The following is a 23,276-nucleotide window of genomic DNA, read 5'->3' as shown; positions in this document are numbered from 1 at the left end:
GCGCCGTTCATCCGAACAGATCACCGGCCGGCAATGCGCCTTCCAGCGTCAGCAGGTACTGCTTGGTCGGCAGGCCGCCACCGAATCCGGTCAGACTGCCATCCGCGCCGATCACGCGGTGGCAGGGCAGCACGATGGGGAGCGGGTTGCGCCCGTTCGCCGCGCCAACCGCGCGGGTGGCGGTCGGTTTGTCCACGCGCCGCGCCAGTTCCGCGTAGCTGATGGTCCGTCCGTAGGGAATGTCGGCGAGGGTGTGCCAGACGATGCGCTGGAAATCGGTCCCCTGCGGCGCGAGCGGCAGATCGAACTGCTGACGCTCACCGCGGAAGTATTCGTCCAACTGGCGCGCCGTTTCGCGCATCACCGGGTTGTCGCCCGGTTGCCAGTCCGGTGATCGCTTGTACGGATGGCGCGGATTGTCGAACTCGATCACGCGCAGGGCGGCATCATCGGCGACCAGCAGCAGTGGACCGACCGGGCTGTCGATATGGCGGTAGTGCAGGAGAGTGTTCATGGCGTGGAAGCAGGCAAGGGTTTTGGGGCGGGCATGCTGTCGCGCCACAGCTGGATCACCGCGTAGGCGCGCCAGGGACGCCAGGCTTCGGCGCGGGCGGTGAGCGCCTTGGCGTTCATCCGGCTGCCGTCGGCGGGTACGGCTTTCTGCAATACGAGATCGTCGGCGGGGAATGCATCGGGATGGCCAAGCGCGCGCATGGCCATGTAATTGGCCGTCCACGGGCCGATGCCGGGCAGGGCGACCCAGCGCGCGGTGAAATCCTCCAGCGTGCGTTCGCCACGGAAATCGACACGGTCGTCCAGCAGTGCGCGTGCCATCGCATTGATGGTGGCGGCGCGCGCGCGGGTCAGGCCGATCACGGTGAGATCCACATCCACCAGCGCCCCGGGGGACGGGAACAGGTGCGCGAGGCCGGGACCGAACGGGATCGGCAAGGGCGTACCGTGCTGCTGGGCCAGGCGCGCGGTCAGGGTGCGTGCGGCGGCCACGCTGACCTGCTGGCCGATGATGGCGCGCACCGCGATCTCGAAGCCGTCCCAGCCGCTGGGCAGGCGCAGGCCGGGTCGCTTGCGCAACAGCGGACGCAGACGTGGATCCGATCCCAGCGCCCGCGCGATCGCCTGCGGATCCGCGTCCAGATCGAACATGCGGCGGATCCGGCCGACGATGGCGAGCAGTTGCGCGGGAGCCGCGCCGTGAAGTTCCAGCCGGAGCGCGTGATCGTCGGGCTTCGCGCTCCAGCGGCTGACCCGCAGCCAGCCCGGCGCATCGACGTCGCCGATGACCCGCGCATAACCATCCGCGTCCACGTGTTCCACGCCGGGCAGCGCGCGGCCGCGCAGGAAGTCCAGCATCGCCTCGAAATCGTAGGGTGGGCGATAGCCGAGCCGCAGGACCACGCCTTCGTCATCCACTCCCGATTCGCGCTTGCGCAGATCGCGCGGTGCCATCCGGTAGGCTTCGCGGAACGTGGTGTTGAAACGGGTCAGGCTGCCGAATCCGGCGGCCAGCGCGACCTGGGTGATCGGCAGGCGCGTTTCGGTGAGCAGTTGCTTGGCGAACAGCAGTCGACGGGTGCCATGCACGCCGATCGGGCTGGCACCCAGCCGGTCGTTGAACAGGCGCCGCAACTGGCGTTCGCCCAGGCCCAGCGAACCGGCCAGATCCGCCAGCGGACGATCGGCCAGCGCGCCCTGGTCGATCAGCTTGAGCGCGCGGGCCACGGTTTCGTCGCCCCGCCGCCATGTTCCATCGCCGGGCGACAGCTCGGGCCGGCAGCGCAGGCAGGGACGGAAACCATCGGCTTCCGCCGCCGCGGCGTTCGGGTAGTAGGTGACGTTGACCGGCTTGGGCGCCGGCGCCGGACAGACCGGCCGGCAATAGATGCGGGTACTGGTGACGGCGGTGAAGAACAGGCCGTCGAAGCGCGGGTCCCGGCTCAGCCGCGCCTGTTCGCAGACGCGGTGATCGGGCAGGCCGGCATGGGCGTGGGCGGTGGACATGGGTGCAGGCTAGCACCGCCCCCGGGCACCGACTCACCGTTTTCGGACATCAATGGGAATGCGGCGAAGCGGCCCCGGCGGCATTCAGGACCGGCAGCAGGGTCCGGGCATCGCCGTCGTTCGGCGCCGGCGTGATGCCCAGCAGTCGTGTCAGCAATGGATAGACGTCGACGTTGTCGAAACCGGGCACGGTGACGCCCTGGCGGAATGCCGGTCCGCGTGCCACGAAGATCGCCCGCATCGACGGCCGCGCCGGGTCGTAGCCGTGCGAACCGCCGCCCTTCCAGCCATTGCGGCGCCACCGCTCGATCGCCTCGCGCTTGACCAGCAGCCAGCCTTCGTCGGCCTGGCAGACGATCGCCGGCACGCGCGGATGCGTGCCGTAGTGCCAGCGCGCGGGCATGTCCTGCTTGCGCCAGCACTCGGCGTGATCGTGTCGGCCGAGCAGTCGCCGCGCGGCGGCGTCCTCATGGCCGGGGCGGGGATTGAAGCCGACCACCTGGCCGACGGTGACGGCCTCGGCGTCGTCCGGGGATATCCGATCCTCGATGGCCATGACGCGCTCGGGCGAGGTCGCGGCCATGCCATGGTCGGATACCACGATGATGTTCACCCGATCACGCTCGCCACGCGCGTCGATGTCATCGACCAACCGGCCGACGGCGGCATCGACCGCTTTCAGCGTGTCCTCGACATTGCGCGAATCCGGGCCGTTGTCATGCCCGGCGGTGTCGACGTGTTCGAAATACAGGGTGATCAGGCGCGGGCGTTCGGTGGCGGGAAGATCCAGCCACGCCTGCACCTGGCGTACGCGATCATCGATGGCAAAGGCTTTGTCGAACGGGAACCAGTGGGTGGGGCGGACGCTCTGCACGGCGGCTTCCGAACCGGGCCAGAACATGGTCGCGGTACGCAGGCCGGCTTTCTCCGCACCCACCCAGATCGGTTCGCCGCTCCACCAGCGCGCGTCACCGACCGCGCCGCGATCGCTCAGCGAAAAACTGCCGAGGTGTTCGTCGATCATCGTGTTGCTGATGATGCCGTGGTGATCCGGGCGCAGGCCGGTGACCAGGGTGTAGTGGTTGGGGAAGGTCAGCGAGGGGTAGGATGGATTCATCCACTCGGCGCGCACGCCTTCCCGGGCCAGCCGCGCGAGGTGGGGTGTGATGCCGCGCTGCAGGTACTCGGCGCGGACGCCGTCGAGCGAGATCAGCAGCAGGGTGGCCGGTTCGTTGGGAGGGGCGGAGACGGAATGTTGCGGAGCGCGGGTCGCGCAGCCGGCCGACAGCAGCAGTGCGGCGGCCAGCCACGCGGCCCTGACGAATGGCAGGCGCATGGAAGGACGGAAAGGGAATGGAGTACCGTAAAGCTTGGCAGGTTTCGGAGAACTTCGCATGACAGGCGGCCTACGACTTTCGTGTCTGCTGCTGGCAGCGGGCCTGACGATGGTGACCCAGGCGGCCGAAAATCCTGGCGCCCGGACAGGGACGGATGACGCACGGTGCACGGTGTGGGCAAGGGAACTGGGCTTCGCCGACGCGCTGGCCCGGCATGATGCCGATGCTTTCGGTAGTTTCCTCCATGTCGACGCGGTGTTCGGGGTCGGCGACCAGCCGACGCGAGGCCGCACCGCCATTCTGGCCGACTGGGTGCCGTTGATCGAAGGAAAAAAGCTGGAACTGCGCTGGTATCCGGAACGGGTCTCGGTGGGAGGCGATGGCCGCACCGCCTATTCCAGTGGGCCGGCGCTGTACCGGAACCCGGAGGACGGCAGCTATCGATTGGGGCGTTTCGGATCGGTGTGGCAGCAGGATGTCGACGGCCAGTGGCGGGTGATCTTCGACGACGGCATCCGTCCGACACCCATCGACGAGGCCGGGGTCAAGGCATTCGAAATGGGACGCCGGGACGCCTGCCCGGCGACCTGATTCAGTCATCGGTGGCCTGGCCGGTGACGTGGTGCAAGTTGGGAACCCGAGGCAGCAACACCGGATCCGAGTGCGTCGCGGCCTCGAGCCGCGGTCCGGCGGGCCAGGCGCGGCCAGCGCCGACGCGATGACACGATGACACGATGACACCAGGCAATCGGATGATCGTTCACCAAGGTGCGAGCGGCGTGTCTGCCACAGGGGCGTTCGTTGCAGGTGCAACGATGCTGCACCGCGGTTTTGCCGGAGCATCGTGATCACCTAGTCTGGGGCCAGGCGTTTCTACCGCACCGGACGCGTGTTTCTTCCACGAGGTCATCCATGCGCCATCGGCTGTTCCCGGCGAGGTGTTTCCTGGTCGGGTGTTTCCTGTCATTGCCCGCCCTGTCCGCATTTTCCGCGCAACCGCAATCCGGTGCAGATGCGCTGCCCGTCTGGTCGATCGGACAGCCAAGGGAGAACCGCTACCTCTCCGCGCATGGCCTGCGCGCGTTCGCGGGCGGCTACTCGGAAGACGGGCTGGAGATCTGGACGTTTCCATTGCAGCTTGTCTCCGACTACCGGATCGCCTTCGTGGTCGATGGACGGACGCAAGAGGGCCTGGCGCACCTGACATCGGCGGATGTGGATCCGCTGGGCGTGACCCGCCACTACGCCGGTCCGGGATTCACGGTGCGCGAGCGCATCGAAACGCGCGGCCGACAACCCGGCGTGATCGTCCGCTATCGGGTGGAAGGAAAGCCGATCGATCTGCGCGTGCGTTTCCGTCCTTCGCTCAACCTGATGTGGCCGGCTGCGGTGGGCGGGCAGGAACTGTCCTGGGACACGCAGGCGAAGGGCTTCCTGATCAGCGAACCCCGCAAGCGGTTCCGCGCGCTGGTGTCCTCGCCGCAGGCGGCCGCGCATTCCGAACCGAACAATGATCGGCGTGGCAGCGAATTCGGTCTGCCGCTGTTCCTGCAACTGGTGCCGCAGGCCTGCGGGGCGCAACGTTGCGCCGAACTGGTGTTCGCGGGCCAGAGCGAGCAGGACGAGGAGGTGCACGCCACCGTGGCCGCGTTGCGGCAGGCGACGAAGGCGGATGACGCCGCGCGCTTCCAGCCCGCCGGGCAACTGCGCATCACCACGCCGGACGCCGATGCCAACCGCGCGCTGCAATGGGCGCAGATCGCGCTGGAACAGGCCTGGACCTGCAACGTGCGGCTGGGATGCGGACTGGTGGCCGGCTACGGACCCTCGCATGGCGCGCGAAGGCCGCAATATGCGTGGTATTTCGCCGGTGACGGTCTGGTCGGTACGCGCGCGCTGATTCACGAAGGACGTTTCGAGCGCGCCGCGGAGGAACTCGCCTTCATCCTGCGCTACCAGCATCCGGACAACGGGATGATCTGGCACGAGATGTCGCAGAGCGCCGGCTTCCTCGACTGGGCTGGCGACTATCCGTACATGTATGTGCATGTCGACATCGCCTTCGATTTCATCGCCGTGCTGGCCGAATACCTGCGGGCCAGCGGCGACGAGGCGTTCGTGCGCCGGCATTGGCCCGCCATCCTCAAGGCGTATCGCTATTGCGTGTCGACGCTGGATCCCGGCGACGGCCTGCCGCGCGTACCGGCCGACAAGATGAGCGCGAACGAGCAGGATCGTCTCACTGACGAACTGACCCTGTCGGCGGCCTGGGTCGAAGCGGCCTCGGCGATGGCGCGGTTGGCGGAAGCGCAGGGAGACGCGGCGCTGGCGCGCGATGCGGCCGATGCGGCCGGACGCGCGCGTGAAAGCCTGCGCGCGCGATATCGCGACGAGGCCGGGCAACGCTGGATCAGTGGCTTCACCCACGCCGGCAAGGCCGGGGAAAGCACCTCGCCGGCGGATCTGGCGGCCATCCGTTCCGGAGCGGCGACCGACGCGGAAGCCGAGGCCACGCTGCGCCAACTCTCCGGGCCGGCGTATCTCAGCGGGTGGGGGCTGCGCAGCCGCCCGGACACGGCCGCCGACTACGATCCGGAAGCCTATTCGCGGGGCAGCGTATGGGGATTGGGCACCGCGATGGCGGCGGAAACCCTGTGGCGGGCGGGCCGTGCGGAACAGGCCGCGACCCTGTGGCGCAGCCTGGTGTCCTGGGCGGGCACGGACTCACCCGGCCACATGCACGAAGTCATGCGCGGTGATCGGCCGGAACCGCAGCGTGAATCCGTGCCCGAACAGACCTGGTCCTCGGCGGCGTTCCTGTCCGCGGCCATCCACGGCATGCTCGGGCTGGATGTGGAGGCGCGGGCGAAGCGGCTGCGGTTCGCACCGCAACCGCCGATGGGCTGGGATCACCTGAGGGTGGAGAACATCCGGGTGGGCGATGGCCGCGTCGATCTGCGCTGGCGCAACCTCGCGAATCACGCCGAACTGGAGGTCGAAAACCGCGGGTCGCCGTTTCTCCTGATCTGGACGCAAGCACGGGGCGAGGGCGCTCCCGTCGTGATCGAGCGGCGCATTGCGCCCGGACACACCCGGCTGGGCGTGCCCTGAGCGGGCACGCCGATGGAAGCGCCGGCCGGCTGTCGCCGAGGGGTTGGCGGGTGCGGGAGCGTTGGAGCAAGCGCCGCTCCACGTCTCTCTAGAGGGAGCGGCTTACTTTTTCAGATCCACCACGGGCGCGAAGCCGCCGAAGATCATCCGCTTGCCGTCGAAGGGCATGGGATTGGCGGCCTCCATGCGCGGATCCTCCATCATCTTCTTCATGCCGATGTCGCGCGTCGCCTTGTCCGGCCACTCGATCCAGGAGAACACCACGGTCTCCTCGTCGGTGGTTTTCACCGCGCGGCGGAAATCGGTGACCTGGCCATCGGGTACGTCGTCGCCCCAGCATTCGACGACACGGATGGCGCCGAGCTCCATGAAAATCGGATCGAACTCGCTGGCGTGGGCAATGAACTTCTCCTTGTTGGCGTTGGGCACGGCGATGAGGAAACCGTCGATGTAGGACATGGTGGAACTCCTGTGGTCGGGATGGATTGAAAGGTCCGGAACACCGGCCTTCCCCTGATTGACGAACGGGGGGTACGGAAATCGACACGGGCCCGAAGCCCTGTTCAGGCAGATCCTTCCGGGCGGCCGGCGCAGGTTCAGGCAATTGGCCGCCGCTGCCGCCGAAGCCGGTGTCGTCCTCGACGGGTACGGCGTCCAGCGCGACATCGTCGGTTTCCGTGCGGCTAACATGGCGAAGTCGGCGTTGCGTCAGTGTGTATCGCCGCGAACCCACAACCGCATGACGATGAACGCCGAAACATCCGAAGCACGCGTCCACGACGCCCTCGACAACCCGTTCTGGTCCTCGCTGCAGAGCCTGCATGGCGACATCGCGCTGCGGGCGGGCGGCGTGAGCCGCTATCCGGCGGCGTATGCGCCCTTCCTGGGCGTGGCTTCCGCGCACGACGACGTGGCCGCCGGACTGGACGCGCTGGTCGCGCCCGGCGAGTCGGTCTACCTGATCGGCGTCGCGCCGGAACCACCCGCGGGGTGGCGGCTGGAAGCATTCCGCCCGTTGGCGCAGATGACCCGTGAGGCGCCGCTGCCCGTGGCCGAGGGTCCGGAGATCCTGCCGCTGGGCGAAGCGCACCGCGCCGACGTGCTGGCGTTGACCGCGCTGGTGTATCCGCATTACTTCCGCGAACGCACGATGGACATGGGCCGCTACTTCGGCATCTACCAGGAAGGCCGCCTGGCCGCGATGATCGGCGAGCGCCTGGGCACCGGCGAATGCCGCGAGATGAGCGCCATCTGCACCCACCCGGATTTCAATGGGCGCGGCCATGCCGGTCGGCTCACCGCCATGCTCACCAACGACACCCTGGCGCGTGGCGCGTTGCCGTTCCTGCATGTGAGCCATGAGAATCCGCGTGCGCTGCACTTGTACGAGCGACTGGGATTCCGGCACCGGCGCGACATCGGGTTCTGGTCGCTGCGCCGGGTCTGACGCGCACCCGTGAACCCACCCATTGAAAACTTCTCCGCGGCATCCCAACTCCATGGATTCGTCGTTTTCTCCGGCACGCGGGGTGTCCATGCAACTGCTCTACCAGACCCATTCACCCTTCGCGCGCAAGGCGCTGGTGTTCGCCCACGAGGCCGGCGTGGCGGCGCGGCTGGAGGTGATCCACCATGAGACCAGTCCGGTGCTGCGCAACGAGCATGTGTTCCGACGGAATCCGCTCGGCAAGGTGCCGGTGCTGCTGCGGCCCGATCAGCCGGCGATTTTCGATTCGGACGTCATCTGCGCCTATCTGGACACGTTGCATGACGGTCCGCGCCTGATCCCGGCCGACGGCGAAGCCCGCTGGCAGGCGCTGAAAGTGCAGGCGGTGGCGCAGGGCCTGTGCGAGGCCGGCATCGCGGTGCGCTGGGAGACGGTGCGCCGTCCCGAGCCGCTGCGGTATCCGCCGCTGCGCGACGGCTACATCGACAAACTGACCGCCAGCTACGACTGGCTGGAGCGGGAACTGGACGTCGACGCGCCGTTGCACGTGGGCCACATCGCGGTCGCCACCGCGCTGGACTGGCTGGCGTTCCGCGAACTGTCGCCGTTCCGGCCGGGGCGTCCGCGCCTGGCCGCCTGGTTCGACGCCTTCGTCCAAAGGCCGTCGATGCGGGCCACGCCGCTGTCCGGCGACACCCGCGACGCCTGAGCCGGGCGTTGTCATGTTCCTGTCACTTCATCGCAGCAGGATCTTCACGAAACCGTAAAGCGCGCCCATGCCGGACGCGCCGGGCATGGGCGGACGCATGAAGATCAAGGCATGGGTGCTGGCGGGACTGGCGATGGCGTGGATGCCGGCGGCGTTCGCGCAACAGGCGCCGCAGACCCCGCACGTCAACATCGAGCAGCGGCTCACCCCCGAACAGATGCGGGCCACCGGCCTGGATCAGCTCACGCCGGCGCAACTGGAACTGCTCAACCGGCTGCTGGGCGAACAGGTCGAGGCCCGCGCGCAGGAGCGCGCCGAGGTCATCGCCCGCAGCCAGCCGCCGGCGCGTCCACGCGACGAGGGCTCCCTCATCGGCCTGAATGACGAGCCCATCCACGCGCGCCTGAAGGGCACGGTGGCCGGTTGGGAGCCGGGCACCGTGTTCGAACTGGACAATGGCCAGCAGTGGAAGGTGCTGAAGGGCAAGATGAAGCTGTCGCGGCCGCTGGAGTCTCCCGAGATCGTGGTGGTGCCGGGCGTGGCCGGACGCTGGTTCCTGCAGGTCGAGGAGGACACGCCGAAGGCGCGTGTCTATCGCATCGACTGAACCCGCGCGTCGCGGACATTGACGCGCCGCCGACATCCACGCGCGGACGATGGCTCCCGAGCAACCGCCGGAGTCCGCGCATGATCGAAGGCATCCCCGCACCGCCGCACGTGGCGGCATTCCGTTTCAATGGCCAACTCAGCGGCGAGGACTACGACCACTGCATCGCCGAGATAGAAGTACGGCTGCACGAGTACCGGCGCATCGGTCTCTTCACCGATCTCGCCGGCATGACCGGCCTCAGCGCCGAGGCGATGGCCAAGGACCTGCGCTACGCGGTGCAGAAGCTGGGCGAGTATTCGCGCTTCGCGCGCGCGGCCGTGGTGACCGACAAGCAGTGGCTGGGCAGGATCTCCGAGTTCGCGGGCCACCTGCTGCCGGCCACGGAAGTGCGCGCCTTCGAACCGGCCGAGGCCGATCAGGCGCTGGCGTGGGCGGCGGAAGTCACGCCCGAAAGCAACGACCCGGCTTGAACGGACGCGGCCGCGCTCATCCCAGCAGGGCGCCCAGGCTGGCGCTCACGGCCGCGCCGAGCAGCAGGAAACCCAGCATCGCGAGCCAATGCAGCGAGCGGGTGTAGAAGGTTTTCATCGAATCTCCCTGCGCCGGACCCGGTGGGTCTGTCCCGGCCTTTCCATGGCCCCTGTACGCGCACCAACGCCGCGCGGGGACGGCGCCGGCCAAGGGCGGCGAGGATGGCCGACCAGTGGCATGATGGGCCGATGCAAGGCGTGCCGGAACAATTCGAATCCACCCGCGACGCGGCGCAGTTCCGGCATCCGCCGCATCGGCCGGGCGTGGAGCTGTACCGCGCGCACATCGTCCGGCACGCGTTCGATCCGCATACCCACGAGGCATTCGGGTTGGGCGCCATCGAATCCGGGGCGGAGCGCTTCCGTTATGCCGGCGCGGACCACCTTGCGTCGGCTGGCTCGCTGGTGCTGATGAATCCCGAGACGCTGCACACCGGACGCGCGGAAACCGAGGACGGCTGGCGCTACCGGATGATCTATCTGGATCGCGCGGCGCTGGAGGAGGCGACCGGCGAAACCGGCTGGTGGTTCGACGACGCCGTGCGCCAGGATGCCGCCCGCGCCGCGCGGGTCACCGTGCTGCTGGACGCGCTCTGGGGGACCACCGAACCGCTGGCCTTCGATGGCCTGTTGTTGCAGTTGCTGGACACGCTGCGCGATCACGCGCGGATTGGGCGGCCTGCCGCGGTGGAGCCGGCGGTGCGCTTTTCCGGCGTCATCGATTACCTGCATGCGCACCTGGGCGAGCGGGTGAGTCTGGAATCGCTTGCCGCCGTCGCCGGCCTCAGTCCGTTCCACTTCCTGCGCCGCTTCCGCGACCAGTACCACGTCACCCCGCAGCAGATGCTGATGGCGCTGCGCGTGCATGATGCCAAGCGCCGACTGGGCGCGGGAGAGGCGCCCGCCGATGTGGCCGCCGCCACCGGCATGGCCGACCAGGCCCACCTGACCCGCGCCTTCGCCCGCCGCTACGGCGTCACCCCGGCGCGCTACCAGCGCCAGGTGCGGGGCTGAGCCGCCGCAATCTGGTGCAAGACATGATCGGAAACGCCACCTAGAGTCTGGTGTTTTCCGGAAGGACGAACACGACGATGTGGGTGGGAACGCTTTACGCGCTGGCGGCCGGATTGATGTGGGGCCTGGTGTTCGTGGGCCCGCTGTTGTTGCCGGAGTATCCCCCCGCGCTGCAATCGGTCGGACGCTATCTGGCGTTCGGCCTGATTGCCCTGCCGCTGGCCGCCTTCGATCGCGCCGAACTGCGCCGGCTGCGCGCGGCCGACTGGCGCGAGGCGCTGAAGCTGGCGGCGATCGGCAACCTGCTCTACTACTTCTGTCTGGCCAGCGCCATCCAGCGCGCCGGCGCGCCGGTGCCGACCATGATCATCGGCACCCTGCCGGTGGTGATCGCGATCAGCGCCAACCTGCGCAACGGCCATCGCGACGGGCACCTGCCGTGGCGCAAGCTGGCGCCGTCTCTGCTGCTGATCGCGCTGGGCATCGCCTGCGTCAACCAGGTGGAACTGCAGGCGCTGCGCGATGATCCGCAGGCCGACCCGTGGCGCTATGCCAGCGGCGCGCTGCTGGCGTTGATCGCGGTGGCCTGCTGGACCTGGTATCCGCTGCGCAACGCGGACTGGCTGCGCGCGCATCCGGATCGCAGCCCGCGCGCCTGGGCGACCGCGCAGGGCGTGGCGATCCTGCCGCTGGCGCTGCTGGGCTACGCGCTGCTGTGGGGCGTGATGAAGCTGCGTGGCGCGGACTTTCCGATGCCGCTGGGACCGCGCCCGGAGTTCTTCATCGCCCTGATGGTGGCGATCGGCCTGTTCGCGTCATGGCTGGGCACACTGTGCTGGAACCAGGCCAGCCAGCGGCTACCGACCGCGCTGGTCGGGCAGCTGATCGTGTTTGAAACCCTGGCCGCGCTGGCCTACGCCTTCATGCTGCGCGGGCAGATGCCGCAGCCGCTGACCCTGCTGGGCATCGGCCTGCTGATCGGCGGCGTGCTGTGGGCGGTGCGGGTCAAGCCCGAGCCGGTCATCCGCATGGAGGAAGGGCACGGCCTGTAGCGTTACCATCGACGCCAATCCAGGCGGAGGATGGCGCGATGCGGCGGATGGCGTGGGGCAGGGCTGGCGTGTTGTGGGGGCTGCTGGCGATGGCGGTGTGCGCGCAGGCCGGCGAGGCCGAAGACCGGCGCGACATCCTGGCGGTGGAAGCCGCATTGTGCCGGGCCTTCGAGGACGCCGACACCAAGGTGCTGGAGCGCCATCTGGATCCGGGATTCACCCTCGTCGATTCGCGCGGCGTGGTCACTGACCGCGCGGCCAATCTGGCCGAAGTGGCGAGCCGGGAGCCGCGCTACCGGGTATTCCGCAATCAGGACCAGCAGATCCGGTTGCATGGCGACGCGGCGATCGTCATCGGTGTGACCCACATCGAAGGGGACGCGCAGGGGCAGGCATTCGTCGCCGACTTCCGCTTCACCGACACCTGGATCCGGTATCCCGACGGCTGGAAGCTGGCGGCCAGTCACGCCAGCCGGTTGCCGGCGTCGCCCTGACGCCAGCGAGTTTTCAGGCGTGTCCCGGCGCGGTGTCGCGCCATGCCGACCATGCGCCGGACAGCACCCGCCACGCCGAGCGCAGGAACAGCAGCAACAGCGCCGCGCCCACCAGCAGGTCCGGCCAGCCGGCGCCGAACAGCCAGACGCCGGCAGCCGCGACCAGCACCGCCAGGCCTTCATACACGTCGTTGCGCGAGCATTCCCAGGCAGAGGCGAGATTCACGTCGCCGGAACGGTAGGGCGTCAGCAGTCGCAGGCAGATCAGGTTGGCGCCCAGGTTGAGCAGGCCGACCACGCCGATCGTCTCGAACAGCGGCACCGCCGGATGGGCCAGCCGCCAGCCGATCTGGATCGCCACCGCCACGGCGGCGGCCAGGATCAACAATCCCTTGAACAACGCGACCTGGGCCTTGGCCCGGGCGCTGGCGCCGACCACCATCAGGCTCAACGCGTAGGTGGCGGCGTCGCCCAGGTTGTCCAGGCTGCCCGAGAGCAACGAAGTGGAGCGGCTGTACCACGCGGCCGCGATCATCATCAGGAAGGTGGCGAGGTTGATCGCCAGCACGATCGACAGCACCCGCCGCTGGCGCGCCTCCAGCGCGGCGACGTCGATCGTCTTGCCACAGCCACAGCAGGAATCGGACATCTCGGGGGACACCTGGAAGAAGCGCGGGAAACCGGGGGAATTGTAGCGCCGCCGCGATCAAGCCGCCTGACGCTGGCGCTGGAACAGCACCCGCTCCGGCCGGTGCAGCGCCATGCCCTGGCCGAAATCGACCCCCAGTCCGGTCAGGGTGGCGATCATGCCGGCGTTGCCCACCCATTCGGCGACCACGCTCAGGCCGCGCTGGTGGCCGATCTGGGCGATGGCGCTGACGATGGTCCGGCTCATCGCATCGGTTTCCAGATCGCGGATGAAACTGCCGTCGATCTTGATCACGTCCACCGGCAGGTTCTTGAGGTAGCCGAACGAGGACATTCCCGCGCCGAAATCATCCAGCGCGATCCGGCAGCCGGCCTTGCGCAGGCGTTCGATCACCTGCACCACCTTGAGCAGGTTGCGCACCGCCACCGTCTCCGTGATCTCGAAGCAAAGCTTGGAAGGCGGAACGCGGTATTCGGCGATCAGGCCCAGGATGAAGTCGGCCAGGTCCTCGTCTTCGATGCTGGCGCCGGACAGGTTGATCGCGCATTGCTGCAGCGGGCGGCCATCCGCGTGCAGCTGGCCGAAGTGGGTGAGCGCGGCGCGGATCACCCAGCGGTCCACCATCGGCATCAGGCCGTAGCGCTCGGCCGCCGGCAGGAATGCGCCCGGCATGACGATGCGGCCGTCCTCGTCGCGCAGGCGCAACAGCAGTTCCACCCGCGCGCCGTCCTCGCGGCGCCCGTCCAGCGGCACGATCTCCTGGTAGTCCAGCAGCAGGCGCTGTTCCTCCATCGCCCAGCGCAACCGGTTGGCCCATTCCATTTCGCCGTAGCGGCGGGTGGCCTCGTCGTCGTCGCTGTAGACATGGATGCGGTTGCGGCCGTTTTCCTTGGCCACGTAACAGGCGGTGTCGGCCCAGGACAGCAGGTCCTTCAGGGTGGGATTGTCCTGGTCCACCACCACCACGCCGATGCTGGCGCTGACGGTGTAGGTGCGTTCCTGCCAGACGAACATCTGCGATTCGATGCCGGTGCGCAGGCGCTCGGCCAGGGTGCGCGCGCTGGCGGTATCGACGTCGAAGGCGAGCAGGCCGAATTCGTCGCCGCCCAGCCGTGCCAGCAGATCGTCGCCGCGCAGTTGCATCCGCATCGCCAGCGCCAGTTGCGCCAGCAACTGATCACCGGCGGTGTGGCCGGACACATCGTTGATCAGCTTGAACTGGTCGAGATCGATGTACAGCAACGCGCAGGAGCGTCCGCCGCGGCGACGCTCGGCGAGCGCCTGTTCGATCCGCCGCTCGAATTCGCGCCGGTTGCATAGTTCGGTCAGGGCGTCATGGGTGGCCTGGTAGCTGAGCCGTTCGGTCAGCTCGCGCTGTTCGGAAATGTCGGTGGCGACCATCAGCAGGCGGGGTTCGTCTTCCATCTCGACCCGCGCGATCGACGCGTTCGCCCAGAATTCCCCACCCAGACCGATCAGCAGTGCTTCCACGTTGCCCCAGTAGTCGCCGGTCCGCGCCGGCTGGCGCACCCGCTCGCGGAAGGCGGGATCGGCGAACAGCGCGGTCAGCGGCACGCCCGCCGAGACCACGTCGCCCAACCGCTGCCGCGCGGCCTGGTTGGCATACAGGATGCGACCGTCGCCATCGGACAACAGCACCAGCGCGGGCAGCAGTTCGTTGAGCGCGCGGAACTGGGCCTCGCTTTGCCGGTACAGCGAGCTCATCTCGTGGCCTAGCACGATCGCGCGCTGGCGGGTGGTCGCCAGCGACCACAGCAGCGCGGCCAGCAACAGACTGATCACCGGGCCGGCGGTGAGGATCACCTGCAGGCGTTCGCTGTCCGGCGCGACCGGGCGCGGCCACAGGCGAAGTTCCCAGCGGCGGCCACCGAATTCGAGCTGCTCGCGGTAGAGGCGCGCACCGGCTTCCGCGCGATCGGCGGAGTCGAAGAACGGCCCGGTGCCGGTTGCGTCCAGATCGCGGATGCTGGCCTGGAAGGTGTCCAGCACCGGGCCGCGCAAGGCGTCCCGCACCAGCGGTTCCAGGCGCAGGCTCACCGCCAGCGCGCCGATTGCGCGCGCGCGCCGCGCCGCCATGCCGACTGGTTCCGGGCCGTCGGAGTACACCGGCAGGCGCACCGTCACGCCCAGCCGCTGACGGTTGCCGGGCAGGGATTGGCGCAGGACGAATGGCGCGGACAGCACCACGCTGTTGCTGTCGCGCGCGCGTTCCAGCGCCAGCAGATTCTCGTGCTGGCTGGCGATGTTCAGCCCCAGCAGCACCTCGTTGCCGCGGAACGGGGTGATGAACTGGTAGCGATAGGCCGACTGGCCATCTGCGCCACCGTCGATGCGCTGGGCGAAGGCCGTCGCGACGCGCGCCGGGCCGATGCGCTGGCGCTGGAGGTTCTCGGTGACCTGGGTGAAGCGGATCTGATCCATCCGATCGTTGGCCAGGAACACGGTCTGCATGGCCCGCAGTTCCGACGCCACGGTCTGCAGCGGCGCGCGCAACTGGCGGACGGCGGCCTGGGCGAGCGCCTTGCGCTGCGTATCGGCGCGTTGGTTGAGATCGCGCCATTCGCCCATGGCCAACCAGGCGGTGAAGGCCAGTCCCGCCAGCAGTACGGCCAATGCCCAGCGCCAGGGGCCGGCGCCGCGCCGTGCATGTTCCGCAGGCGCGTGCACCGTCGCCGACGACGGGCGGGACGACGATGCGATCACGGCATCCACCTGTCCATCGGAATGACGCATGCGCCAGGACACCCGGCCATCCGCGCACGCGCGAAGCCAGTGTGGAGCGGGTGGATGCGGCTGTCGACCCCGGGCCGGCGGTTTCCCCGATGGCAGGCCGTTCGGCTGGGCCCCATGGGGTCTCCCTCAACGGACACGTCTGGAGTGGGGTATCGGCTCGCGCGATCGCTTCTTGAGCGGATTGCGGGAGGGCTGATGCAGCTTGCCCGGTTCACCGGTGTGATGACAGGGTGAAAGCGGCCACGGGCTGCTGCGATGCAGCGAAACTGAATTCTGCGTTCGGCATTTTCACCTCGCGGATGAAGCACGGGAAGGGACATTCACGCGGCAGCGAATTCCACAACGAACGAGCCCCACGCGAGCGCTGCCGCAGCGGGATACCAAGCTAGGAGATTTACCCATGGCAAGCGGACCTTCCCGCACCATCCTTCTCGCCGCCGGCATGGCGGTCATGACCCTCACCGGCTGCTCCAACTACATCAAGCGCGACGAGTTCGAGAGCACCATCGCCGAACTGCGCGCGACCGATCAGCGCCTCCAGCAGCAGCTCGACGCGCTGTCGCAGAAGCACGATGCGCTGGTCACCCGGCTCGCAGGTCGCACCCGTGTGGAGACCGGCGCGCACTTCGCCACCGGCGATGCGGTGCTGCCCGATCAGGACAAGCCGCTGCTGGACGATTTCGCCCGCGTGGTCCGCGAAAGCCACAGCGAGGCCGTGATCACGGTCGAGGGCTTCGCCGACCCGGCCGGTTCCACCGCCTTCAACAAGCGCCTGGGCCAGCGCCGCGCCGATGCCGTGCGCGATTACCTGGTGACCAGTGGCGGTCTCAACGGCGCCAACGTGCGCGCGGTGAGCTACGGCGAGGACCGCAACCGCCAGGTCCGTTCCGGCGCCACCGGCGAAGCCGGCCGCGACAACCGCCGCGTCGCCCTGGTCGTCGATTACGCCGGCCCGATGGCCGCCCCGGCCGCGCAGCCGACCGCTTCCGCCACCCCGTAACCGGCGGGCTCGACCGCCTTCCTCGCGGCGCTGCGCCATGCGGCGCCGCGGGCAGGGCGCTATCCTCCGCGGCTGTCTGGGTGCAGGAACCTGCTATGGCCAGGGTCGTGCTGGCGCCGGCGCTGACGCGCTGGTTGCCACCAACCGAAGGACATCCCGGCGGCGAGCTGTGCATGCAGCTGGCCGGTGGCAGCGTGGGCGAACTGCTGCAGGCGGTGTTCGCGCGGCATCCCGTGTTGCGTGGCTACGTGCTCGACGAGCATGGCGCGGTGCGCCACCACGTCGCGATCTTCGTCGATGGCCAAAGCCTGCGCGACAAACGCGACCTGGCCCAGGCGGTGGGCGAGGATGCCGAACTCTATGTGATGCAGGCGCTGTCGGGAGGCTGACATGTCGGAACGATTGCTGGTGTCTTCGCGCAAGGGACTGTTCGTGCTGGAGCGCGCCAAGCGTGCCGAAGGCGAGTGGCGGATCGCCGATACGGCCTTTCTCGGCGACAACGTCGCCCTGGCCCTGGCCGATCCACGCGACGGCAATTGGTATGCCGCGCTGGATCTGGGCCATTTCGGCGCCAAGCTGCATCGCTCCACCGATCAGGGGCGACATTGGGAAGAAGCCGGCGTGCCGGCCTATGCCGAAGGCGATCAGGTGATCCCGGGCGACGGCAAGCCCGCGCAAGCGGCTGCGCTGCGCCTGATCTGGTCGCTGGAAGCCGGCGGCGCCGACGAGCCGGGTCGATTGTGGGCGGGCACCATCCCCGGCGGTCTGTTCCGATCCGATGACCACGGAAGCTCCTGGCAACTCGTGCGCGGCCTGTGGGATCGCCCCGAGCGGCACCAGTGGTTCGGCGGCGGCTACGATCATCCGGGCATCCACTCCGTCTGCGTCGATCCGCGCGATCCGCGTTGCCTGCGGGTGGCGATTTCCAGCGGAGGCGTCTGGCGCAGCGATGACGCCGGCGAGAACTGGACGCAGACCGCGCAGGGCATGATCGCCCGCTACATGCCCGAAGGACAGCAGGGCGATCCCAACATCCAGGACGTGCACCGGATGGTGCAGGCGCGGAGTGCGCCGGATGTCTTCTGGGCCCAGCACCACAATGGCGTGTTCCGCAGCGCCGCCGGCGGCGGCGACTGGCACGAGATCACCGACGTGCCGCCTTCGGTGTTCGGTTTCGCGGTGGCGGTCCATCCGCGCGATGCGGATACCGCGTGGTTCGTGCCGGCGATGAAGGACGAAAAACGCTATCCGGTCGATGCGCAACTGGTGGTCGCGCGGACCCGCGACGGCGGACGCAGCTTCGAGACGCTGCACCGCGGCCTGCCGGAAACGCAGGCCTACGATCTGGTCTATCGCCATGGCCTGGCCGTGGATGACAGTGGCGACCGGCTCGCGTTCGGCTCGACCACCGGCGGCCTGTGGACCAGTGACGACCAGGGCGATCGCTGGCAACCGCTGGCCGCGAGGCTGCCCCCCATCCACGCGCTGACCTTCGCCTGACTCCGTGCGGGAAACCGCATGGCGCTTCACCCGCAGGCGGTGGCGCGACGCGCGGGACCGCGTGGCCGGCCTGAACCGGTCGAGGCCGCATTCACCGGTGATTCGGCCCCCGGTGGGCACCGGGCCCTAGACTAGCGGTCCGTTCCCTGACGATTCCGCCATCTCCGTGTCCATGCGTCCCGCTTCCGTGTTGTCCTGGTGTGTGTTCACTGGCGCCGTCCTGCTGGCCGGCTGCCGCGCCGAGCCGCCGGCCCCGCCGGCGCCGGAAAAGCCCCGCACCGAGACCACCGCCAGCAGCGAGGACAACGGCGCGATAAGCGCCGGCCCGGTCAAGCCGGCGCCGCGCAAGATCGACCTGGCGCGCACCACCGACTGGCCGGAGGCGCCCCTGACCGCCGGCGTCACCTGGATCAGCTGCGAACTCGACTATGCCGAACACGGCGACGGCACGGTGGTGGACAAGCTCGACTTCCAGACCCTGGTCGACGCGGTGAAGCCGTGTCAGGCGGCGGGCGTGATGCGGGTGCGCTACACCGGCAAGATCAACGCCGAGTTCACCGCGCTGATGGAGCGCATGTCCAACGTCGCCAACCGGCTGGCGATCGAGAAGCGCGTGCTGGACATCGATTCCAGCGGCGGCCGGGTCGAGGACGGCATCCGCGCCGGCGACATCATCGGCGCTTCGCACTGGACGCTGTGGGTGCGCGATGGCGCGATCTGCCACAGTTCCTGCCTGCTGATCCTCGCCGCCGGCGACAACCGGGTGATCGCCGGCAAGGTCGGCATCCACCGGATGATGCGGATCAATTCCGGCGCCAACTCGCGCGCGGAGCTGGCCGAGGAACTGCGCCAGGTCTATGGCCAGCTCAAGGACTATCTGGAGCGCAACGGCGCCGCGGTGACGGTGGCCGATCTGATGATGACCGTGCCCAACCGCAAGCTGCGCCTGCTCACCGCCACCGAGCTGGAGGAGTACGGATTGCAGGGCACCAACGCGGCGCAGGACGATCTGGATCGGATCCAGCTGACCCGCAAGTGCGGCGAGGAATTCGTGCGCCGCAAGGACGACTTCATGCTGGCGTTCGATCGCCAGTGCGGACAGACGGAGACCGCGCTGGAGGACATCAACACCTGCGGCCTGGAACTGCGCAAGAGTTTCGGTTTCCCCGACGGCACCTGCCCGATGGAAAGCCCGATGGCCGAGTTCGACCGCGACGCCTCCGGCGTGCTCTAAGGTCGCGGTGTTCCGGACGGGGAGGAATCGCGTGAGGGTGGAGCTCCGGCGGAAATTCATCGAAGTGTGCGATCGGAAGATCGCGCAGAAGGGCACGGACGTGGGCCTGTCGTTCTACGCCTTCTTCGCCAATCGCAACGACGATCCCGAGCGGCTCATGGAAGCCGCGGAGTGGTGGATACGCACCCATCGGCTGGATCACTTCGAGAAAGCGGTGAAGATCCGGGCGATGGTCGCGGCGATGGATTCACCAGCGGACTGAGGTGGAGAGGCTGGGCGGAGGGACCGGGCCGGCGCGGCGCGGTGGCTCCGCTCGCCATGCGGCGTCGGCACCGTCCGGTCAGATCGCGCGGACGTGGATTTCGACGTCGTCGAGGGCGACGACCTGCCCATCCCGGATCTTGCAGGTCTTGCGCAGTTCGACCGTGCCGTCCACCCGCACCGCGCCGGAGGCGACCAGCGCCTTGCCGGCGCCGCCGCTGTCGACCACGCCGACCAGCTTGAGCAGTTGGTTGAGTTCGACGTGGTCGCGGTCGAGTTCGAAATCGAAGGTCTGCATCGCGCCAGTTTAGTCGCAATCCCGGCCGTCCCGCCTCACTCGCGTTCGAAGCGGGACAGTTCGTCCAGCACCCGCTGGCTGCGCTGGATGCTGGTGCCGCCCAGGACGTCCTGGAAGCACTCGTCCGAGCCGGCGTTCCGGCGGCGCCGACGATGGATCCAGGCGGTGGCGATCAGGCCGGGGATGCCGATGGCCAGGCACACCGCCAGCATGCCGGGCGCGGCCGGGGTCAGGTTGCCGCCGACCACCGCGCCCAGCGCGATGACGAAGGGCAGCCACAGCAACCACCAGGACAGGCCGGCGATCATCCCGTTGAAGATGTAGAAGCGACGCAGCCGGGCCAGGTGGCGCTGGATGGTGAGTACCGGCGCGGAGTAGTCGATCTGGCTGATCAGACCGAGGGTGATGCCGGCCAGCGCGGTGGTCGCCACGCCATAGGCGTGCACGATGATCCCCGAGACCAGCAGCACCGGCAGTTCGCGGTGCGGGGTCCAGCAGCTCACTCCGAGCACGATCATCGCCACGCCGAACGCGATCTGGATCAGCTGCCCCCAGAACAGCGGGCGCAGGCTGTGGCGCGCCTTCTCCAGGCGGCCTTCGCGGAACAGGTGCAGGCTGAGTTGATCCTGCCGGGTCATGCGGCGTTCCAGCGCCTGCCATGCGGCCTTCAGTTCGTCGGTTTCCATGAGCGTGTCCATGTGGGGTCAGAGTTCGTTGCGGATGCGTTGCTTGAGCCGGCTGATCTTGGTGGCGACGTTGGTTTCGCTGATACCGAGGATTTCGCTCATCTCGCGACAGCCGCGGTCTTCCAGGTAGAGCAGCAGGAGCGCGCGATCGAGCGGCGCCTGTGCGTGGATGAAGCGGTGCAGGGCACGCACCTGCTGCTCGACGTGCGGATCCGAGGAGTGCGGGTCGGCGATGTCGTGCAGTTGCTCGTCCAGCGGCACCGCGTGGCGATGGCGCTGGCTGTTGCCGCGCACGAACGAGATCGCGACGTTCAATGCGATCCGGTACATCCAGGTGGAGAACGTGCGCGCCGGGTCGAAGCGTGGATAGGCCTGCCAGAGCTGGCTGGCGATCTCCTGCGCAAGCTCGGCGCGATCGTCGGGATTGCGGCAATAGGTGCCGGCCACCTTGAAGACGATGCCCCGGTGGCGTTCCAGTTGTTCCGCGAACCCTTGCCGCGCGTGTTCCGCCATGTCTGCGACGCGTTCCATTTTCCGTCCGTGCCGATTGTGCGTGTCGGAAGGGTGGTTCGCGGCGGCGGCGGAAAAATCACAGGGCGTGCCGCGTGGGGGCGGAAACGGCCAGAACCCCCGCCAAATCAAGGGTTTGCCTGAATGGCGGGAGGGGGCGGATGTGACGGTGGCAGGACAGGAGGGGGGCGAAAAGCGCACAATAGGCCGCTTGCGTGCGCACTCCGCGACGCCCGGAGTCCTCCATGTCCCCCGAATCTTCCCCGTCCCCCCTGCTTTTCGCCGATCTCGGCCTGTCCGCGCCGGTCATGGCCGCCGTCACCGAGGTGGGCTACGAATCACCGTCGCCGATCCAGGCCGCCACCATTCCGGCGATGCTGGCCGGCCGCGACGTGCTGGGCCAGGCCCAGACCGGCACCGGCAAGACCGCCGCGTTCGCGCTGCCGCTGCTGTCCACCATCGATCTGTCGGCGGGCAAGCCGCAGGCGCTGGTGCTGGCGCCGACCCGCGAACTGGCGATCCAGGTGGCCGAGGCGTTCCAGCGCTATGCCGCGAAGATGCCCGGCTTCCACGTGCTGCCGATCTACGGCGGGCAGAGCTACTACCCGCAGCTGCAGGCGCTCAAGCGCGGCGTGCATGTGGTGGTGGGCACGCCGGGCCGCGTCATCGATCATCTGGAACGCGGTTCGCTGGATCTGTCCGGCCTGACCACCCTGGTGCTGGACGAAGCCGATGAAATGCTGCGGATGGGCTTCATCGACGATGTCGAGACGGTCCTGAAGAAGACCCCGGAGTCGCGCCGGGTGGCGCTGTTCTCGGCGACCATGCCGCCGGCGATCCGGCGCATCGCCCAGACCTACCTGAAGGACCCGGTCGAAGTCACCATCGCGGCCAAGACCACCACCTCGGCCAATATCCGCCAGCGCTACTGGTTCGTCAGCGGCCTGCACAAGCTGGACGCGCTCACCCGCATCCTGGAAGCCGAGCCGTTCGACGGCATGATCATCTTCGCCCGCACCAAGGCGGCGACCGAGGAACTGGCCGGCAAACTGCAGGCGCGCGGCCTGGCCGCCGCCGCCATCAACGGCGACATGCAGCAGGCCCAGCGCGAGAAGACCATCCAGCAGTTGAAGGACGGCAAGCTGGACGTGCTGGTGGCCACCGACGTGGCCGCGCGTGGCCTGGACGTGGAGCGCATCAGCCACGTGCTGAATTACGACATCCCGTACGACACCGAAAGCTACGTGCACCGGATTGGCCGCACCGGCCGCGCCGGTCGCAGCGGCGAGGCGATCCTGTTCGTCACCCCGCGCGAGAAAGGCATGCTGCGTGCCATCGAGCGCGCCACCCGCCAGCCGATCCAGGAAATGCAGCTGCCGAGCGTCGACGCGGTCAACGACCGCCGTGTGCAGAAGTTCCTCGGCCGGATCACCGATACGCTGGCGGCCAACACCACCGGCGAGTTCCGCGGCCTGATCGAAGCCTACGAGCGCGAACACAACGTGCCGGCGATCGAGATCGCCGCGGCGCTGGCGCGGCTGCTGCAGGGCGACACGCCGCTGCTGCTGCCGGCCGATCAACGCCGCGAAGCCCGGCCGTCCAGCGAACGGCCGGTGCGCGAGGAGCGTCCCGCGCGCGAGCGTCCCGCACGCGGCGAACGTCCCGTGCGCGAGGAGCGTCCTTCGCGTTCGCGTGACAATGCCTTCGTGCCCGCCGATGCCCAGGAGGGCGCGCCGCGCATCGAGCGTCCGCGCTTCGACAAGCCGCCGCGCGCCGAACCCGAGGTCGGCATGGAGACCTTCCGCATCGAGGTGGGCCACATGCACGGCGTCAAGCCGGCGAACATCGTCGGCGCGATCGCCAACGAGGCGGGCCTGGAAGCCCGCTACATCGGCCGCATCGACATCCACGACGATCATTCGGTGCTGGACCTGCCCGAAGGCATGCCTTCGGAGATCCTGTCGCACCTGAAAAAGGTATGGGTGTCCGGCCAGCAACTGCGCATTCAGCGCATGGGTGACGACACCGGCCATGCGCCGCCGCGTCGCCAGCGTCCGGAAG

23 protein-coding genes and 1 pseudogene are annotated in these 23,276 nt (G+C 68.6%); 15 read left to right on the top strand and 9 right to left on the bottom strand.

All coding sequences use genetic code 11. The annotated features are described in order from the left end of the window. Nucleotides 1-7: 7 nt before the first annotated feature. The 3 genes from AC3DEZ_RS18315 to AC3DEZ_RS18305 are packed head-to-tail and all read right to left on the bottom strand — an operon-like array spanning nt 8 to nt 3,355. On the bottom strand, nt 8-514 hold the full coding sequence (locus tag AC3DEZ_RS18315) for a methylated-DNA--[protein]-cysteine S-methyltransferase (RefSeq protein WP_488389512.1): 507 nt from the start codon (nt 512-514) through the stop codon (nt 8-10). Continuing rightward, nucleotides 511-2,019, bottom strand: coding sequence for an AlkA N-terminal domain-containing protein (locus AC3DEZ_RS18310; protein ID WP_488389511.1), 1,509 nt, complete (start codon nt 2,017-2,019; stop codon nt 511-513). The genes AC3DEZ_RS18315 and AC3DEZ_RS18310 overlap by 4 nt, the downstream gene beginning before the upstream one ends. A gap of 49 nt (nt 2,020-2,068) precedes the next feature. Continuing rightward, nucleotides 2,069-3,355 (bottom strand): alkaline phosphatase family protein, encoded by a 1,287-nt coding sequence (locus tag AC3DEZ_RS18305; RefSeq protein WP_488389510.1) that lies wholly within the window; start codon nt 3,353-3,355, stop codon nt 2,069-2,071. Nucleotides 3,356-3,413: 58 nt separating this feature from the next. On the opposite strand from AC3DEZ_RS18305, the gene AC3DEZ_RS18300 reads away from it, so the two are divergent. Both AC3DEZ_RS18300 and AC3DEZ_RS18295 read left to right on the top strand, forming a co-directional pair. Beyond that, the gene (locus tag AC3DEZ_RS18300) at nt 3,414-3,947 is read left to right on the top strand and encodes a YybH family protein (protein WP_488389509.1); all 534 of its coding nucleotides are present in this window, start codon (nt 3,414-3,416) and stop codon (nt 3,945-3,947) included. A gap of 321 nt (nt 3,948-4,268) precedes the next feature. Continuing rightward, nucleotides 4,269-6,467 carry an amylo-alpha-1,6-glucosidase gene (locus tag AC3DEZ_RS18295; protein WP_488389508.1) on the top strand — a complete coding sequence of 733 codons (2,199 nt, stop codon included), beginning with the start codon at nt 4,269-4,271 and terminating at the stop codon, nt 6,465-6,467. 102 nt (nt 6,468-6,569) lie between these two features. Here the strand turns inward: AC3DEZ_RS18295 and AC3DEZ_RS18290 are convergent, their stop codons facing one another. Further along, entirely contained in the window at nt 6,570-6,926 is a 357-nt protein-coding gene (locus tag AC3DEZ_RS18290; protein ID WP_488389575.1) for a DUF1428 domain-containing protein, read from the bottom strand. A gap of 280 nt (nt 6,927-7,206) precedes the next feature. Between AC3DEZ_RS18290 and AC3DEZ_RS18285 the strand changes: the two genes are divergently transcribed. The 7 genes from AC3DEZ_RS18285 (at nt 7,207) to AC3DEZ_RS18255 (ending at nt 12,323) form a co-directional block, all read left to right on the top strand. Next, nucleotides 7,207-7,914, top strand: coding sequence for a GNAT family N-acetyltransferase (locus AC3DEZ_RS18285; RefSeq protein ID WP_488389507.1), 708 nt, complete (start codon nt 7,207-7,209; stop codon nt 7,912-7,914). Nucleotides 7,915-8,002: 88 nt separating this feature from the next. Next, on the top strand, nt 8,003-8,623 hold the full coding sequence (locus AC3DEZ_RS18280; RefSeq protein ID WP_488389506.1) for a glutathione S-transferase family protein: 621 nt from the start codon (nt 8,003-8,005) through the stop codon (nt 8,621-8,623). Nucleotides 8,624-8,690: 67 nt separating this feature from the next. After that, entirely contained in the window at nt 8,691-9,230 is a 540-nt protein-coding gene (locus tag AC3DEZ_RS18275) for a hypothetical protein (protein WP_488389505.1), read from the top strand. A gap of 80 nt (nt 9,231-9,310) precedes the next feature. Then, nucleotides 9,311-9,703, top strand: a complete 393-nt coding sequence (locus tag AC3DEZ_RS18270; RefSeq protein WP_488389504.1) for a SpoIIAA family protein — start codon at nt 9,311-9,313, stop codon at nt 9,701-9,703. Nucleotides 9,704-9,952: 249 nt separating this feature from the next. Continuing rightward, nucleotides 9,953-10,777, top strand: a complete 825-nt coding sequence (locus AC3DEZ_RS18265; RefSeq protein WP_488389503.1) for an AraC family ligand binding domain-containing protein — start codon at nt 9,953-9,955, stop codon at nt 10,775-10,777. A 77-nt stretch (nt 10,778-10,854) separates the two neighbouring features. Continuing rightward, nucleotides 10,855-11,829, top strand: a complete 975-nt coding sequence (locus AC3DEZ_RS18260; RefSeq protein WP_447103024.1) for a DMT family transporter — start codon at nt 10,855-10,857, stop codon at nt 11,827-11,829. Nucleotides 11,830-11,867: 38 nt separating this feature from the next. Continuing rightward, on the top strand, nt 11,868-12,323 hold the full coding sequence (locus AC3DEZ_RS18255; RefSeq protein ID WP_447103023.1) for a nuclear transport factor 2 family protein: 456 nt from the start codon (nt 11,868-11,870) through the stop codon (nt 12,321-12,323). 13 nt (nt 12,324-12,336) lie between these two features. Here the strand turns inward: AC3DEZ_RS18255 and AC3DEZ_RS18250 are convergent, their stop codons facing one another. Both AC3DEZ_RS18250 and AC3DEZ_RS18245 read right to left on the bottom strand, forming a co-directional pair. Further along, nucleotides 12,337-12,972 carry a cation efflux transmembrane domain-containing protein gene (locus tag AC3DEZ_RS18250; protein WP_488389502.1) on the bottom strand — a complete coding sequence of 212 codons (636 nt, stop codon included), beginning with the start codon at nt 12,970-12,972 and terminating at the stop codon, nt 12,337-12,339. 57 nt (nt 12,973-13,029) lie between these two features. Beyond that, nucleotides 13,030-15,726, bottom strand: coding sequence for a bifunctional diguanylate cyclase/phosphodiesterase (locus AC3DEZ_RS18245; protein ID WP_488389501.1), 2,697 nt, complete (start codon nt 15,724-15,726; stop codon nt 13,030-13,032). A 400-nt stretch (nt 15,727-16,126) separates the two neighbouring features. Between AC3DEZ_RS18245 and AC3DEZ_RS18240 the strand changes: the two genes are divergently transcribed. The 5 genes from AC3DEZ_RS18240 to AC3DEZ_RS18220 all read left to right on the top strand — a co-directional run bounded on the left by AC3DEZ_RS18240 (nt 16,127) and on the right by AC3DEZ_RS18220 (nt 19,722). Beyond that, complete coding sequence (locus AC3DEZ_RS18240; protein ID WP_488389500.1) at nt 16,127-16,726, top strand: OmpA family protein; 600 nt, start codon at nt 16,127-16,129, stop codon at nt 16,724-16,726. Nucleotides 16,727-16,821: 95 nt separating this feature from the next. After that, nucleotides 16,822-17,115: a MoaD/ThiS family protein gene (locus tag AC3DEZ_RS18235; protein ID WP_488389499.1), complete on the top strand. Its 294-nt coding sequence runs from the start codon at nt 16,822-16,824 to the stop codon at nt 17,113-17,115. A 1-nt stretch (nt 17,116) separates the two neighbouring features. Beyond that, the gene (locus AC3DEZ_RS18230; protein WP_488389498.1) at nt 17,117-18,226 is read left to right on the top strand and encodes a WD40/YVTN/BNR-like repeat-containing protein; all 1,110 of its coding nucleotides are present in this window, start codon (nt 17,117-17,119) and stop codon (nt 18,224-18,226) included. A 172-nt stretch (nt 18,227-18,398) separates the two neighbouring features. Continuing rightward, nucleotides 18,399-19,460: a COG3904 family protein gene (locus AC3DEZ_RS18225; RefSeq protein ID WP_488389497.1), complete on the top strand. Its 1,062-nt coding sequence runs from the start codon at nt 18,399-18,401 to the stop codon at nt 19,458-19,460. Between the two features lie 31 nt (nt 19,461-19,491). Further along, a complete protein-coding gene (locus AC3DEZ_RS18220; protein WP_488389496.1) occupies nt 19,492-19,722 on the top strand; it encodes a DUF6500 family protein in 231 nt (76 codons plus the stop codon). Nucleotides 19,723-19,800: 78 nt separating this feature from the next. On the opposite strand, the gene AC3DEZ_RS18215 is transcribed toward AC3DEZ_RS18220, so the two are convergent. From AC3DEZ_RS18215 to AC3DEZ_RS18205, 3 genes are read right to left on the bottom strand one after another with little or no spacing between them, the layout of a single operon-like run. Beyond that, nucleotides 19,801-20,019, bottom strand: coding sequence for an RNA-binding S4 domain-containing protein (locus AC3DEZ_RS18215; protein WP_488389495.1), 219 nt, complete (start codon nt 20,017-20,019; stop codon nt 19,801-19,803). Between the two features lie 35 nt (nt 20,020-20,054). Further along, entirely contained in the window at nt 20,055-20,717 is a 663-nt protein-coding gene (locus AC3DEZ_RS18210; RefSeq protein ID WP_488389494.1) for a serine/threonine protein kinase, read from the bottom strand. A gap of 6 nt (nt 20,718-20,723) precedes the next feature. Then, nucleotides 20,724-21,218 carry an RNA polymerase sigma factor gene (locus tag AC3DEZ_RS18205; protein WP_488389574.1) on the bottom strand — a complete coding sequence of 165 codons (495 nt, stop codon included), beginning with the start codon at nt 21,216-21,218 and terminating at the stop codon, nt 20,724-20,726. A gap of 242 nt (nt 21,219-21,460) precedes the next feature. Here AC3DEZ_RS18205 and AC3DEZ_RS18200 point away from each other — a divergent pair. Then, nucleotides 21,461-23,219 (top strand): annotated as a pseudogene (locus AC3DEZ_RS18200) (DEAD/DEAH box helicase); the annotation flags it as partial. Nucleotides 23,220-23,276: the final 57 nt, after the last annotated feature.

The sequence above is a fragment of the Pseudoxanthomonas sp. 134C1 genome (assembly GCF_057773065.1).
The sequence above is the reverse complement of the archived record's forward strand: the minus strand, read 5'-3'. Positions and strand labels throughout refer to the sequence as shown.

Excerpts from the sequence above, each read along its gene's own strand:
- AC3DEZ_RS18240 (WP_488389500.1), top strand. The coding sequence starts at position 16,127 with ATGGCAAGCGGACCTTCCCGCACCATCCTTCTCGCCGCCGGCATGGCG.
- AC3DEZ_RS18305 (WP_488389510.1), bottom strand. The coding sequence starts at position 3,355 with ATGCGCCTGCCATTCGTCAGGGCCGCGTGGCTGGCCGCCGCACTGCTG.
- AC3DEZ_RS18265 (WP_488389503.1), top strand. The coding sequence starts at position 9,953 with ATGCAAGGCGTGCCGGAACAATTCGAATCCACCCGCGACGCGGCGCAG.
- AC3DEZ_RS18230 (WP_488389498.1), top strand. The coding sequence starts at position 17,117 with ATGTCGGAACGATTGCTGGTGTCTTCGCGCAAGGGACTGTTCGTGCTG.
- AC3DEZ_RS18315 (WP_488389512.1), bottom strand. The coding sequence starts at position 514 with ATGAACACTCTCCTGCACTACCGCCATATCGACAGCCCGGTCGGTCCA.
- AC3DEZ_RS18250 (WP_488389502.1), bottom strand. The coding sequence starts at position 12,972 with ATGTCCGATTCCTGCTGTGGCTGTGGCAAGACGATCGACGTCGCCGCG.
- AC3DEZ_RS18275 (WP_488389505.1), top strand. The coding sequence starts at position 8,691 with ATGCCGGACGCGCCGGGCATGGGCGGACGCATGAAGATCAAGGCATGG.
- AC3DEZ_RS18310 (WP_488389511.1), bottom strand. The coding sequence starts at position 2,019 with ATGTCCACCGCCCACGCCCATGCCGGCCTGCCCGATCACCGCGTCTGC.
- AC3DEZ_RS18235 (WP_488389499.1), top strand. The coding sequence starts at position 16,822 with ATGGCCAGGGTCGTGCTGGCGCCGGCGCTGACGCGCTGGTTGCCACCA.
- AC3DEZ_RS18290 (WP_488389575.1), bottom strand. The coding sequence starts at position 6,926 with ATGTCCTACATCGACGGTTTCCTCATCGCCGTGCCCAACGCCAACAAG.
- AC3DEZ_RS18300 (WP_488389509.1), top strand. The coding sequence starts at position 3,414 with ATGACAGGCGGCCTACGACTTTCGTGTCTGCTGCTGGCAGCGGGCCTG.
- AC3DEZ_RS18210 (WP_488389494.1), bottom strand. The coding sequence starts at position 20,717 with ATGGACACGCTCATGGAAACCGACGAACTGAAGGCCGCATGGCAGGCG.
- AC3DEZ_RS18295 (WP_488389508.1), top strand. The coding sequence starts at position 4,269 with ATGCGCCATCGGCTGTTCCCGGCGAGGTGTTTCCTGGTCGGGTGTTTC.
- AC3DEZ_RS18285 (WP_488389507.1), top strand. The coding sequence starts at position 7,207 with ATGACGATGAACGCCGAAACATCCGAAGCACGCGTCCACGACGCCCTC.
- AC3DEZ_RS18245 (WP_488389501.1), bottom strand. The coding sequence starts at position 15,726 with ATGCGTCATTCCGATGGACAGGTGGATGCCGTGATCGCATCGTCGTCC.
- AC3DEZ_RS18270 (WP_488389504.1), top strand. The coding sequence starts at position 9,311 with ATGATCGAAGGCATCCCCGCACCGCCGCACGTGGCGGCATTCCGTTTC.
- AC3DEZ_RS18280 (WP_488389506.1), top strand. The coding sequence starts at position 8,003 with ATGCAACTGCTCTACCAGACCCATTCACCCTTCGCGCGCAAGGCGCTG.
- AC3DEZ_RS18225 (WP_488389497.1), top strand. The coding sequence starts at position 18,399 with ATGCGTCCCGCTTCCGTGTTGTCCTGGTGTGTGTTCACTGGCGCCGTC.
- AC3DEZ_RS18255 (WP_447103023.1), top strand. The coding sequence starts at position 11,868 with ATGCGGCGGATGGCGTGGGGCAGGGCTGGCGTGTTGTGGGGGCTGCTG.
- AC3DEZ_RS18205 (WP_488389574.1), bottom strand. The coding sequence starts at position 21,218 with ATGGCGGAACACGCGCGGCAAGGGTTCGCGGAACAACTGGAACGCCAC.
- AC3DEZ_RS18215 (WP_488389495.1), bottom strand. The coding sequence starts at position 20,019 with ATGCAGACCTTCGATTTCGAACTCGACCGCGACCACGTCGAACTCAAC.
- AC3DEZ_RS18260 (WP_447103024.1), top strand. The coding sequence starts at position 10,855 with ATGTGGGTGGGAACGCTTTACGCGCTGGCGGCCGGATTGATGTGGGGC.